General features: G+C 60.3%; 14 protein-coding genes. 7 read left to right on the forward strand and 7 right to left on the reverse strand.

Annotation, left to right across the window (positions count from 1 at the left end):
• Positions 1-25: 25 nt before the first annotated feature.
• Entirely contained in the window at positions 26-373 is a 348-nt protein-coding gene (locus B5E41_RS05280) for a hypothetical protein (protein WP_088391645.1), read from the reverse strand.
• A gap of 243 nt (positions 374-616) precedes the next feature.
• Here B5E41_RS05280 and pncA point away from each other — a divergent pair, with 243 nt between their 5' ends.
• Together pncA and B5E41_RS05290 are read left to right on the forward strand one after the other, a co-directional pair.
• Complete coding sequence (gene pncA, locus B5E41_RS05285; RefSeq protein WP_088392007.1) at positions 617-1,243, forward strand: bifunctional nicotinamidase/pyrazinamidase; 627 nt, start codon at positions 617-619, stop codon at positions 1,241-1,243.
• An 87-nt stretch (positions 1,244-1,330) separates the two neighbouring features.
• The gene (locus tag B5E41_RS05290; protein WP_088391647.1) at positions 1,331-1,996 is read left to right on the forward strand and encodes a dihydrofolate reductase family protein; all 666 of its coding nucleotides are present in this window, start codon (positions 1,331-1,333) and stop codon (positions 1,994-1,996) included.
• A gap of 48 nt (positions 1,997-2,044) precedes the next feature.
• On the opposite strand, the gene B5E41_RS05295 is transcribed toward B5E41_RS05290, so the two are convergent.
• Positions 2,045-3,637: a hypothetical protein gene (locus B5E41_RS05295; RefSeq protein WP_088391649.1), complete on the reverse strand. Its 1,593-nt coding sequence runs from the start codon at positions 3,635-3,637 to the stop codon at positions 2,045-2,047.
• 93 nt (positions 3,638-3,730) lie between these two features.
• Positions 3,731-3,976 (reverse strand): DUF2164 domain-containing protein, encoded by a 246-nt coding sequence (locus tag B5E41_RS05300; RefSeq protein WP_088391651.1) that lies wholly within the window; start codon positions 3,974-3,976, stop codon positions 3,731-3,733.
• 132 nt (positions 3,977-4,108) lie between these two features.
• Here B5E41_RS05300 and B5E41_RS05305 point away from each other — a divergent pair, with 132 nt between their 5' ends.
• Entirely contained in the window at positions 4,109-4,840 is a 732-nt protein-coding gene (locus B5E41_RS05305; RefSeq protein WP_088391653.1) for an AzlC family ABC transporter permease, read from the forward strand.
• A 3-nt stretch (positions 4,841-4,843) separates the two neighbouring features.
• A complete protein-coding gene (locus B5E41_RS05310; RefSeq protein WP_088391655.1) occupies positions 4,844-5,152 on the forward strand; it encodes an AzlD family protein in 309 nt (102 codons plus the stop codon).
• 26 nt (positions 5,153-5,178) lie between these two features.
• Here B5E41_RS05310 and B5E41_RS05315 read toward each other — a convergent pair whose 3' ends face one another.
• Positions 5,179-7,014: an aminopeptidase P family protein gene (locus B5E41_RS05315; RefSeq protein WP_088391657.1), complete on the reverse strand. Its 1,836-nt coding sequence runs from the start codon at positions 7,012-7,014 to the stop codon at positions 5,179-5,181.
• Between the two features lie 279 nt (positions 7,015-7,293).
• Between B5E41_RS05315 and B5E41_RS31610 the strand changes: the two genes are divergently transcribed.
• Entirely contained in the window at positions 7,294-7,467 is a 174-nt protein-coding gene (locus B5E41_RS31610; RefSeq protein WP_004668779.1) for a hypothetical protein, read from the forward strand.
• 445 nt (positions 7,468-7,912) lie between these two features.
• On the opposite strand, the gene B5E41_RS05325 is transcribed toward B5E41_RS31610, so the two are convergent.
• Positions 7,913-8,791, reverse strand: a complete 879-nt coding sequence (locus B5E41_RS05325) for a 50S ribosomal protein L11 methyltransferase (protein ID WP_088391661.1) — start codon at positions 8,789-8,791, stop codon at positions 7,913-7,915.
• Positions 8,792-8,859: 68 nt separating this feature from the next.
• The gene (locus B5E41_RS05330) at positions 8,860-9,462 is read right to left on the reverse strand and encodes an SCO family protein (protein WP_088391663.1); all 603 of its coding nucleotides are present in this window, start codon (positions 9,460-9,462) and stop codon (positions 8,860-8,862) included.
• 392 nt (positions 9,463-9,854) lie between these two features.
• Between B5E41_RS05330 and B5E41_RS05335 the strand changes: the two genes are divergently transcribed.
• Positions 9,855-11,819, forward strand: a complete 1,965-nt coding sequence (locus tag B5E41_RS05335; protein WP_088391665.1) for a methyl-accepting chemotaxis protein — start codon at positions 9,855-9,857, stop codon at positions 11,817-11,819.
• A 2-nt stretch (positions 11,820-11,821) separates the two neighbouring features.
• Positions 11,822-12,289, forward strand: a complete 468-nt coding sequence (locus B5E41_RS05340; RefSeq protein WP_004668786.1) for a chemotaxis protein CheW — start codon at positions 11,822-11,824, stop codon at positions 12,287-12,289.
• A gap of 266 nt (positions 12,290-12,555) precedes the next feature.
• Here B5E41_RS05340 and B5E41_RS05345 read toward each other — a convergent pair whose 3' ends face one another.
• A complete protein-coding gene (locus B5E41_RS05345; RefSeq protein ID WP_088392009.1) occupies positions 12,556-13,047 on the reverse strand; it encodes a CreA family protein in 492 nt (163 codons plus the stop codon).
• Positions 13,048-13,098: the final 51 nt, after the last annotated feature.

Genomic DNA, 13,098 nt, shown 5'->3' on the forward strand with positions numbered 1-13,098 from the left:
CCGCGCGACGAAACCACGCGAACAGTCACCCAAACATCCGCATACTGCTGAGCCCGAGGATGTCGTTCAGCAGGGCGATCCCCATTCCGATGGCGACGATCGACAATCCGATCAGGAACAGCCGGCGCGCCCGGTCGTATTTGACGGCGAGCAGCGAATCTCGCGCCAAGAGGTCGGCAAACACCTTCACCTGAATGGCGATGCCGACGGTCAGGAATGACATCGGCAGCAGATCGACGCGGCTCCAGTCATTCGGGTTGGAAACCCACAGACTGATGAAGTTGAGCGAGAAACCAAGGATGATTCCGGTTGCCGTTAACGATCCGTTGCGGAAGGTTGCATCGATCTTTTCATCTGTCTGGGGTTCGGACATGGTCTCCGTCTCGGCTTGCTGCTCGGGCAAGAAAGGCAGAAATCGGGGCGGCCGGCAAGGCCGGCCTCTTTGCTGGACGCAACCGGCAGCTATCGCATTGGTTGAATTAGCGAATTCTTTTCCGCCGACTGCTACCAACAGTGACAGAATTAACGCTTGCATGCGGGCTCCCGGGAATTCACTAGTTGATGCATTCGGTGCACTTGGCATTTGCATTGCCATAACGCGAAGGGATTGGCCTTGATGAAAGCGCTGCTGCTCGTCGATATCCAGAACGGCTTCTGTCCGGGAGGAAACCTGCCGGTGCCGGACGGCGACAAGGTCGTTCCCGTCGCAAACAGGCTGATCGACAGCGGCAAATACGATCTGATCGTCGCCTCCCAGGACTGGCATCCGCCCGGCCACGGCAGCTTCGCCTCCGCCCACCCGGGCGCCGCCCCCTTCGAGATGGGCGAACTCTCTGGCAAGCCGCAGATGATGTGGCCGGACCACTGCGTCCAGGGCACGCTCGATGCCGAACTGCATCCCGCGCTCAAATCCGAAGAGATCGACCTGATCCAGCAGAAGGGCGAGAATCCCAAGATCGACAGCTATTCGGCCTTTCGCGATAATGACCGGGATGCCTCGACCGGCCTTTCCGACTTCCTCGAAGACCAGGGCGTCACCGATCTCGATGTCTGCGGCCTCGCCACCGATTACTGCGTCAAGTTCTCCGCGCTCGATGCGCTGGAAATGATGCCGGGCATACGGGTGCGCTTCATCGAGGACGCCAGCCGCGGCATCACTCCCGAAGGCGTTGCCGCCGCCATCGACGAGATGCAGGCGCATGGCATCGCGATTATCGACAGCGCCAAGGCTCTGGCCGGCTAACTCACGCTAAAGATAATGCGGGGATGTCGGAACGGCTCACGCCCACCCGTCCTTGGCTCTGAACACGCCAACCATGGAAGCCGAGAGATGAGAAAGCTTGTGACCGCAGCCTTTGTGAGCCTGGATGGCGTAATGCAGGCGCCCGGTGCGCCTGAGGAGGACCCGACCGGCGGCTTCACCCTTGGCGGCTGGACCGCCAACTACTGGGACGAGACGATGGGCCAGTTCATGGATGGGATCTTCACCGATCCCTTCGCGCTGCTGCTTGGCCGCAAGACTTACGAGATCTTCGCCGCCCATTGGCCCTATGTCGGCGAAGACGATCCCATCGGCAAAGCCTTCAGCGCCGCGACCAAATATGTCGCGACCACCTCGAAAGAGCCGTTCACCTGGGAAAATACCATTGCGCTGCGCGGCGATGTCGCCGCCGAAATTGCCGGGTTGAAACGGGAGGACGGCCCCGACCTCCTGACGCAGGGCAGCAGCGGCCTCGTGCAAACCCTGCTGGCGCATGACCTGATTGATGAACTCCGGCTCCTGACCTTCCCCGTGATCCTCGGGCCCGGCAAGCGCCTGTTCGGCGATGGCGCCAAGCCGGAAGCGCTGCAGCTCATCGCCAACTCGGTATCAACGACCGGCGTCATCATGAGCGTCTACAAGCGTGCCGGCGAGGTCAAGCCCGGGAGCTTCGCGATTGCCGAGCCCTCGCACGCCGAGCTCGCACGCCGCGCGCGAATGAAGCGCGAGGGCTGAGAAGTGTGGGCGAGTGAAAGAGCTGATGCCAGGCTGCTGTCTGGCTTCTTATTTCAAGACATAAGCGTCGTAGGTCTCATCGCTTCCGGCAGCCGGGCCGAAGCGTTTGATGAGCTCTGTCGCGCTTTGGAAAGCCGAAATATCCTCAGGCGTCAGAGACAGCCGCCAAACATAGCTTTCACGCAAGGAGACCGGAGCGGTAATCTGATCGAGCCGCTGCGAAAGAAGAATGACGACGGGCACCTTCTCACTCTCCCGCAATCGGCGTGCCGATTGGAGGATGTCGGCAAGGCTGAGCGAAAGCCGTGCGTTGCGGGTATATCGCACGATGGCGCCGAACCGGTCCTCCCGCAGAAGATAGGTACGGTTGGAAACGTAGTAAGGCAGCGCTTCCACGAGATAATCGGGATCCGCCATGATGATCGCATCCTTGAGATCGGGGCGTGATTGCATGAACGCACCGACATCCTTGCTCCGGCTGAAAGGTATTTCGGCCACGAAGGTCCGATTGACCTTTACGGCAGCGGACATGACCTGCAGCGCCAGCAATATCGTGAAGCACAGGCGGCCAAACTTTACGATGCGGCCGGCAGCCGCCGCGCCGGAAACGCCCGCCCCGTCACCCTGGATGTGTCTAGTCAAGGCGGTCATCGCGATCATGAAGACCAGCCAGAGCGCCTGGTGTCTATATCCGCCCGGATAAACGAGCGTAAACAGCAACGAGAGCCCTAACAGCACCAGCGCCGCTGCGATCATGGCCGCCGGTCGGTTCGCCAACCCTAACAGGCTGCCGTAGATCAGCACCGACATCAAAGCTGCGAAGATGCGGAAAGCCGACGGATCGGCCACCATCAATCCGAGAATACTGTCGGGATAGAACGACAGAAAATGCGAACTGGCCAGCGCAAGAGCACGAAGGGCGAGCAAAGCGAAATTCTCGCCGCTGAGGTCGTTCTGCCCTGTATCATTGAAGGTCGGATAGACCGTGAGGAAACACAGAACAACTCCAACCGCGGCCAAGACTGCGGCTGTCGCAAAGCCGCGATACTCCCGTAAAGGAGACCTTGGCCGCGCCAGAACCAAATCAAAAAACCAATAAGCCAGGAAGCCGCCGACAAGGACCACCGAATGCACATTGGTGTTTGCCAGCAAGGCAAACAGCAGGCCGCTCCATATGCCATTGCGCACTCCCTTCTGCCACGTCAGGACGATCACAAAGACCATCAGCATGCTGATGCCGTAGTTTCGCGACATCGCGGCGTATTCGAAAACCGAAAAACTGCCGAACAGCGACAGCAGCATGATGGAAAGAGGCAGCTTCAGCCTGAAGACGAGAAGACAGGCCGCAGCCGCCGCAATCGTCAGCGCCACGACCTTCAAAACGACGGGTGAGCCTACCAACGCATGGGCGGCGCGCAGAAGGATATACCAGATGGCAGGATGGCCTTCGCCTTGCATCTGGCGAAGCATATCGGCGAAATTGTCTCCCTGAAGGGCCAGCGACAATGCGCGAACTTCGTCACGCCAGACGGTTTCGGACCAGCCAAGCGCGGACGCTAGTGCAAGCCAGACGAAGAAGATCAGCGCCCTGCCAAGCTTCGCCGAACGGGATTCATCAACAATGGAGACGATCGAGGCCAAATGACACGCAACCCGGTGAATGAAAGCGTGACGACCATATCGGCCGGGACATAATTTGGCGTTAAATGAACGCTCCGATTTGATCTCCAGGCACTAGGATTTTTCCTCCCTCTCGAGAAGATGGATGTCCTCGGCCACGTCTTCCATTCTCTTCAACAAGGCTGCCTGAGCATCTCTCAGACCGCGATTATAGATGTAAGGCCCGATCTCCTCGGTGAAGAAATCGAGCAGGAATTCGGCCGGCAAGGCGCCGATGGGCTCAAGTTCCCGGTCGAAATAGGCGCGGACGCGCGAAACGATTTCAGCCTTTTCTTCCTTCGAAAACTCGATCTTCTTCATGAGGTTCTCTCCGTCGGATGCAATCAGGCCTTTGATGCTTCAGCGAAATCGATTGGTCAATCAACGAAATTCAATTGCCGTGACAGGTCTTAGCCCATAAGTGAAACCTGAATTTCCAACAGGATCACCCACATGAATCGCGCCGACTTTGTTGAAGGTTTGCGGGGCGGCTCCGCCGTTGCGCTGGCATCGGCGCCCTTTGGCGCTTTGTTCGGGGCGCTCGCGGTCGAAAACGGCATGTCACTCTCCGAGGTCGCCTTCATGAGCGCCACAGTCTATGCGGGCGCCAGCCAGATGGTCGGCATCGAACTCTTCGGCCACAATGTCCACGCCTGGCTGATCGTGTTGTCGATTCTCGCCGTCAATTTCCGCCACGTGCTCTATTCGGCGGCCTTGGCGCGCTACATCGGCCATTTCACGCGGGTCCAGAAATTCTTCACCTTCTTCCTGCTCGTCGATCCGCAATTTGCCGAAGCGGTGAAGCGCAGCGAGGCCGGCAAACCGCTGACCTTCGCCTGGTATTTCGGCTTCGGCATCATCATCTACATTCCCTGGGTGCTGATCAGTGTCGCCGGCGGAATGCTCGGCGGCTTCATCGGCGATCCTAAGGCGATCGGACTCGATATCCTGCTGCCGGCCTATTTCCTCGGCATCGTCCTCGGCTTCCGCAAGCGAGATAATTTCCTGCCCGTGGCGCTCGTCAGCGCGGTGGCATCAGTGCTCGCCTACCGTTATGTCGGCTCGCCATGGCATGTCAGCCTGGGTGCGGCCGCCGGCATCGTGCTGGCTGCCCTGCTGCCGCTGCCGCGCGAGGTGCCGGATCTCCAAGCTGACGCCCTTCAATCCGAAGTGCACGAGGTCTGAGCGATGGAATTCGATCTCCACATGGCGCTCGTCATCCTCGCCGCAGCGGTCGCCACTTTCGCCACCCGCATCGGCGGCTATATCCTCATCACCCGCATGAAGAGCATTCCGCCGCGCATGGAAGCGGCGCTGAATGCCGTGCCGGCCGCCGTGCTGACGACGCTGGTCGCGCCTGCCTTCTTCATCGGCGGCTGGGAATCGAAACTGGCGCTCGCCGTCGCCCTCTTCATCGGCCTGCGTTTCACCCATACATGGATGCTGGTCGCCGCCTGGATAGTCGTAATGATCTGGCGCCATGGCGCCGGCGTTTGACGCCGGCGTTAGGCGCCACCACTAGTCTAATATTCCAAGGGCAGCGTCGCGTTTTCGAGCCACGCCCTGACGTCGTGATCGTGGATGAGCGGCATCAGCGCCTCGCATGTGCGGCGGTGATAGTCGTTGAACCAGTGCAGCTCATCATGGGTCAGAAGCTCGGGAATGACGAGGCTGCGGTCGATCGGGCAGAAGGTCAGCGTCTCGAAGCCGAGCATGGGCATGTCGCCGCCTTCGATCTCCTCGGCGCCGCGCACGTAGATCAGGTTTTCGATGCGGATGCCGAAGCTGCCCGGCCGGTAATAGCCCGGCTCATTCGAAAGGATCATGCCGGGCAGCAGCTCCTGCGTCGAAAGCCTGGAGATGCGCTGCGGCCCCTCATGTACCGAGAGATAAGAGCCGACGCCATGGCCCGTGCCATGGGCGAAATCGGCCCCTGCCCGCCACAATGCGATGCGCGCCAACGGATCGAGGTCACAGCCGCGCGTGCCCTTGGGGAAGCGCGCCGTGCTGATTTGTATCATGCCCTTCAGCACCAGCGTGAAGAAGCGGCGATGCTCCTCCGAAACCGCGCCGATCCCCACCGTGCGGGTGATGTCGGTCGTGCCGTTGAGATATTGCGCGCCGGAATCGATCAGGAAGAGTTCGCCGGCCTCGATCATCCGGTTGGTCTCGGTCGTCACCCGGTAATGCATGATCGCCGCATGCTCGCCGGCGCCTGATATAGTATCGAAAGAAATGTCCTTCAGCGGATTCTGCATGCTTTGGCCGACGCGGGCGCGCGCCGCTTCGAGCCGCTCGGCGGCGGCGATCTCGCTCACCGTGCCGGGTTTCTCCTGCGACAGCCAGTAAAGGAATTCCACCATCGCCGCCCCATCCTGCAGATGCGCGGCGGCCGAGCCGTTGATCTCGACATCGTTCTTCACCGCCCGCGGCAACTTGGCGGGGTCGAGACCTTCGACTGCCTCTCCCCCCGCCTTGCGAATAATGTCTGCGAGCGCATAGGAAGCGATATCGGGATCGACCAGCACGCGGCCGCCATCCCTGGAAACCGCCGCCAGCCGTTCTTCCAGCGCCGAAGGCGGCAGCTGAGTGCAGATTTGGCCAAGATAGGCCTCCGCTTCGATGCCGGTCTTGCGCTTGTCAAGGAAGAGCTCTGCCCGACCATCGGCATGAATGATGGCGCGCGCCAAGGGATGCGGCGTATGCGGCACGTCGGCGCCGCGTATGTTGAAGGCCCAGGCGACCGAAGAGGGATCGGCAATCAGCACCGCCGCCAGGTTCTTCTTCGACAGACCTTCGGCAATCATGGCAATCTTATCGCTGGCCAAGACACCGGCCTGGGCGACATTCTGGATGGTGACGGGCCCCAGCGGCTCGACCGGCCGATCGCTCCAGAGCCTGTCGAGCGGATTGTGCGGCAGGAAGATCAGCGTCCCGCCGATCTCCGCAAGCGCCTTTTCCAGACGGCGAATCTCAGCGCCGGAATGCAGCCAGGGATCGATGCCGAGCTTGAGACCTTTGGCGCCGTTTGCGGCAAGCCAGACGTGCGGCGGCTCGTTGACGAGATCACCGCCTGAAAATACCGTGCCGTCGACCTGTTCGGCAAGCTGGGTGACATAGCGCCCGTCGACGAAGACGATCGCCTGCGAGCGCAGGACGAGGGCGACGCCCGCCGAACCCGTGAAGCCCGTCAACCAGGCAAGACGCTCCGAGCATGCGGGGACATATTCGCCGTTGAATTCGTCGGCGCGCGGCACGAGGAAGGCGTCGATGCCGAGCGAATCGAAAGTGGCGCGGAGTGCCGATACCCGATCCCTGCCAAAATGCGGCGTGGAGGTGACGTCGAAAGACTGGAACATGCTGAAAACCCGAATGGTTGAGACGAATCCGGTTAAATGGGATAACGGCCATGTTAGCGAAATTTCAATCGATGGGGAGAAAAAGCGACGAAACGAGTCGAAACCCTTGGGGCCGCTCAGCATTTTGACAGAACTGTGACGGCAAAAGTTAATTTGGCACGCTTTATGCATTAGCCGCATAGCTCCCATGAGGAAAACCCTCTGCCTCCGCATTTCAGAATAGCTATATAGGCGCCATCGAACGGTTCGCATGAACCAGCAACCAAAGGATTTTTTGAAATGACCGCCTCTCTCTCGCGCTTCGCATACAGCAGCCCGGTGCAGGCTGGCGAACGCCAGACCGTGCGTCACGTAATCGGCGCCCGCCGCCCGCAGAACGAGGACAGCCTCAAGCTGCTCGGCGCCGGCCAGCGCGTCACGCGCCACCAAGGCGCCCCCAGCTACGCGTTCTAAGCCTGAAAGCCGGTCCGTCTCCTCCCTCCCGGACCGGCCTATTGGAATGCAGTAGAGCCCGCTTGAGCGCTCCTCCTCCTTTGAGCTCGCGGGCATTGACCGGATAGACCGGTCCAAGGCGGTGCCACTGGCACCGCCTTTTTCTTTTGTCTGAAGTGAGCTTTTAATTTTAGACGGTGCCAAAAACAGCTTGTCTCCCATGGCGCGCGCAAACCTCCCTCTCCCTCCTGTGCTCGTCACAGGAATCCAGTGCGCCCAAGTCCTTGGGCGCAAGAGACTCTCTTCAATCGCACATAGCGCTATTCACCGCGCAGACGCGCGGTGGCTGGATTCCTGTGACATCCGTCGGGCAAAGCCCGAGGAAGGGAATGAGGGAGGTGGAGGAGAGGGCGAGCCTTAGCAACGGTACACGATTCAGGGAGAGTTTGAGCTTCGTAGCGAAAACTCAAGGCCGGTCGAAATGGATGGTGACCCAGCCATTCCGCCAGATCGTCCTGACATGGCGAAGCCTGGCGCCGCTATAGGCGGCGATCACCTTCCAGCGCTGTGCGGCCAGAATGCCCGAGAGGATCACCGATCCGCCGGGCGCCAGATGTGTGGCGAGCTTTGGCGCCATCCGGATCAACGGCCGGGCGAGGATGTTGGCGATGATGAGATCGAAGGGGCCATGCTCCGAAAAGGCCGTCGAATGAAAGCCCGGCGCGGTCTTCGTAACGATGCCAGACGCGATGCCGTTGCGTCGTACGTTCTCGGCCGCGACCCGCGTCGCGATCGGATCGATATCGGTAGCAAGCACTGGGATGTTTTTGAGCTTGCGCACCGCAATCGCCAGAACGCCGCTGCCGGTGCCGAGGTCGAGTGCGTTGGAGACCGGGCGCGAACGCACCACCGCATCGATCATCTCCAGGCAACCGGCCGTTGTGCCGTGATGGCCGGTGCCGAAGGCTTGGCCGGCATCGATCTCGATGGCGATGTCGCCGGAGAGGACCTTCTCGCGGTCATGCGAGCCATGCACCAGGAAGCGCCCTGCCCTGACCGGCTTCAACCCTTCGAGCGATTTCGCTACCCAATCGACATCCGGGATGACTTCTCGCAACAACTGAGCATCGGGAAAAGCGACCTTCAGCGCCGCCTCGATGCGAGAGCGCACATCTGACTCGTCCTCGGTTATCATATAGACGGAGGCTTCCCAGACATCCTTCTTTTCATCGATTTCGGTGGTGCCGATGGCAAAGTCTTCTTCGCCGAAGACTTGAGTCAGGAGCTCGAGGATCGCTTCGGCCTGGCTTTCGGTGGTCGACACGTAAAGGCGGATTTCACTCACGATAGGCGGTCTTTCCCGTTTCCGTTGCCCGCCATCGGTCGAGCCAACGCTCCATCACGCTGAAGCCATCACCCCTTATTGACGAGATTCTCCAGCTTCTTTACCGCCGTGTCCGGATTTTCGCCATAGGCGATCGTTCCGGAAAACCGCCCTGCCGAATCGAGCAGGAAGACCGAGGCAGTATGATCCATCGTATAGTCGCCGTTTGGATTCTTCTCGTCGACCGGCACCTTTTTGGCATAGACGCGGAACCCCTTGATGACCTCGGCAATCTTGTCCGGCGGGCCCGAAATGCCGGTAATGCGTTTGGAAACGTTGGAGACGTACTCGTTCATGATCTGGGGCGTATCGCGCTCCGGATCGACGGTCACAAAATAGGCCTGCAGTTTGTCACCATTCGGATCGACCTTCTCCAACCAGCCGTTCAGCTCGAAAAGAGTCGTCGGGCAGACTTCCGGGCAATGGGTAAATCCGAAGAACAGCGCCGTCGGCTTGCCGCGCAGCGCCTGCTCGGTGATCGGCTGGCCGCGCTGGGAAACCAGCGTGAAAGGCACGCCGAACGGCGGTTCCGCCACGACATCTTGGGACTTCATGGGATACCACCTCAACGCGCCGAGAACTCCGGCAAGTATCAGAACACCGACCCAGACGGCGATGCGGAATGTCTTCATTTGCGTGATCCTCGATCCAGGCGGATGTGCCGCCCGCTTCTACCGCCGTGATTATAGTCTCGGCCGAAGGCGCGCAATTCAAGAATGTGTTTTTTGACCCGTGATTAATTGTCTTATGAACGGCAATTGCCGATCGCGCCAGATCAGCCGACCGGAATTGGCATCCATCAAAAACTCCTCGCGGGTTCAATGGCTTGCCTTCAACCCCGATCATACGATCGCATGATGAATATCATTAGGAAAGACTTAAGCCGTCGTATCTATTATTTGGCAATGCGTGCGGCCCGATCGAGCCGTCCTGACATGAAGTCTGCCGAGTGGCGAAAACCCCGGACGTCCGCATGAGGGTAGGAAAACATAAACCCGAGCGGTTTGTGGAGGGGTCTTTTTCAATGACGAATTCATCAGTGCGCAGGAGCCTGTCGGTCAGCCAGAGGCTCTGGACGCTCGGTGGCGCAGCCTTCCTTGGTTTCGGAACGATGCTCGGCGTCGGCTGGTACGAAAACATGCGTGTCGACGCCGCCCTGCACCGTGCCGGCGACATTCAGGCGAGCGTCAACCACATCGATGCCATGCGGGTTGCGAATCTGACGATGGTCCTGGCCGCCATGGACATTATCGTCGACAAGGACGACAAGGTGGTCGAGCCTGCGCGCCTCAAGCTGATCGGCGATTCACTGACTGCCCTTTCCGGCGGTTCGAAGGAAATGCGCCTTCTTGCCGACGAGATGCGTGACGATGGCTTGTTGAAGAGTTACGACTCCGATGTCGCCGCAATGGGCAAGGCAATCCAGGTCGATCTCGTCGCCCTTGTCCAGCAGGGAGCGCCCGATGCCGAGTTCGACAAGATCGACGACGCGATCGACGGTGCCGGCGAAGAGCTGACTGCAACGCTCGACAAGCTCGCCGCTGACGGCACCGTCTTCGCCCAGCAGCATGTCGAACTTGCCAATGCCGTATCGCGGGAAGCCCTCATCCTGCAGGTCGGCCTGGGCATCTTGGCCATCCTTACCATGGCTGTCCTGCAATATATTCACGGTGGTTCGATCCGGCGTGGCATCGACCGCGTGCGCGAAAGCATGCAGCGCATTATGAACGGCGACCTGACCAGCGACGTTCCGGAAAAGAACCGCGGCGATGAGATCGGCGAGATGGCCCGCGCCGCCGACGGCTTTCGTCTTGCCGCCATCGAAAAGCGCGACCTCGAAACCAAGAGCCAAACCGATAGACAGCGCAGCGACGCCGAACATCGGGAGCGTGAAGCGGCAAAACTCGCCGATGCCGAGGCGCTGAACGCCGCCGTCACCGCCCTTGGCCACGGCCTTACCCGTCTGTCGGAAGGCGATGTCACCGTTACGATCGACCAGCCTTTCCGCGAGGAACTGGAACGCCTGCGCCGCGATTTCAACCAGACGACGGCGACATTGCGCAAGGCGATGAGCGACATCGCGGTGAACAGCAGCTCGATCGAGGCAAACAGCCGGCAGATGCGCGCCGCCGCCGACGATCTCGCCAAGCGCACCGAGCAGCAGGCCGCCTCGCTGGAAGAGACCTCGGCCGCTCTCGATCAGATCACAGCCACCGTCCGCAACGCCACCAGCCGCGCCGAGGAAGTCGGCCACATGGTCTCGCACACCCGGCAGAATACCGCCAAGTCCGACATCGTCGTCGGCGATGCAATGGCCGCAATGCAGCGAATCGAAGGCGCTTCCCGCGAGATCGGCAAGATCATCAACGTCATCGACGAAATCGCCTTCCAGACGAACCTCTTGGCGCTCAACGCCGGCGTCGAGGCCGCGCGTGCCGGCGAGGCCGGCAAAGGCTTTGCCGTCGTTGCCCAGGAAGTGCGCGAACTCGCCGGCCGTGCCGCAGGTGCGGCCAAGGATATCAAGGCCTTGATCGGAAAATCCGGCGAGGAAGTGAAGATCGGCGGCGAACTGGTGACAGCCGCCGGTGAAGCGCTTCGCCAGATCGGTGAAGATGTTCTGCGCATCGACGAACATGTTAAATCAATCGTAACCTCTGCGCGCGAACAATCGGTTGGATTGAACGAAATCAATACTTCGATCAGCCAGATGGATCAGGTCACGCAGAAAAACGCGGCCATGGTGGAAGAGACGAATGCCGCAAGCCATACGCTCGCCATCGACGCGGAAAACCTGACGCAGCTGGTCAAGCAGTTCAAAACCGGCGAGGGCATGAGCGCCCGGCAAACGCCGCGAGAGGCAACCGCCGCCTCGCATTCGAGACCTTCTCCCGCACGCAGCCTGATCGGCAAGGTCGCGGGCGCATTCAACGGCGGTTCCGCCGCCAAAACCATCGCCGCTCCCGCCGGGGACAATTGGGAAGAATTCTGATCATGAACAACAACGCCATCAAGCAATCGGGCGCCTATCTCGAAATCGTTTCATTCCATCTGGGCGACCAGGAATTCTGCATCGACATCATGGCCATCCGCGAAATCCGCGGTTGGGCGCCGGTGACGCCAATGCCGCATACCCCGCCCTACGTTCTCGGCCTTATCAACCTGCGCGGCGCGGTGATCCCGGTCATCGACATGGCCTGCCGCCTCGGCATGAAGATGACCGAGCCTTCCGAGCGCTCGGCGATCATCGTCACCGACATCGCCGGCAAGCTGGTCGGTCTGCTGGTCGAGCAGGTTTCCGACATGATGACCATCAAGAGCGAAGACCTGCAGCCGCCGCCGGAAATCATCCCGGAAGCCCAGCGCGCCTTCTGCCGCGGCATCGTCGCGCTTGAGAAAACCATGGTCTGCTTCCTGAACCTCGATACCGTCATTGCCGACGAGCTGAATCAGGCGGCTTGATATTCACCATAGTGATGTTGAAGGGCCCGGTTTGTCCGGGCCTTTTTGTTTTATACGGTCGCGCGAGCAAGCCCACCCTCCCCACAAGGGAGAGGGCCTAACCCGAAGGCCCCGCGCCGCCTCGCTCCTCCCGAAACGCCGAAGATGTGGAAAGCGAGTGCGACAGGTTAAGCCCCTCCCCTTGTGGGGGTCCGGAGGGCGGGTCGAGACCCGTGGCTCGACCCCGGACGGGTTTGGGGCGGGGTCTTTTATGATGAAAGCCCCACCTACGGCTTCCCATTCTTCCAAGTCACGCTCTGCCCATAGAGCGGAATGGTCGAGATCGACATCTTCGCCGAACCATCTGTCAACTCGCGCGAATGGGCGAGATAGATCAGCGTGTCGTTGGTCTTGTCGTAGATGCGGTTGACAACCAACGTCTTCCAGATCAGCGACATCCCCTGGCGAAACACTTCGCTGCCGTCCTTGGAGAGGTCGATATTGCCGATCTCGATCGGCCCGGTCTGGCGGCAGGCGATGGAATTGTTGGACGGATCCTCGAACCAGTTGCCGTTCTTGAACCGGTCGATCAGGCTGCGATCGAAATAGGTGACGTGGCAGGTGACACCCTTGACCTCGGGATCGGAGAGTGCCTCGACGATGATGTCGTTGCCGATCCAGTCGACCCCGACCTTGCCGACGACTTCGGCCGAGGCGGCGCCCGTGGAAACGGCAACGAAGGAAAATGCGGCGAGAAAAAACATGCGCAGCTTGGACATGGCGGCTCCCTGGATGATCCGCATTCTAGATAAGCATGCCCCCAGGCTTTG

The organism is Rhizobium esperanzae, assembly GCF_002204185.1.
Taxonomy (GTDB): domain Bacteria; phylum Pseudomonadota; class Alphaproteobacteria; order Rhizobiales; family Rhizobiaceae; genus Rhizobium; species Rhizobium esperanzae.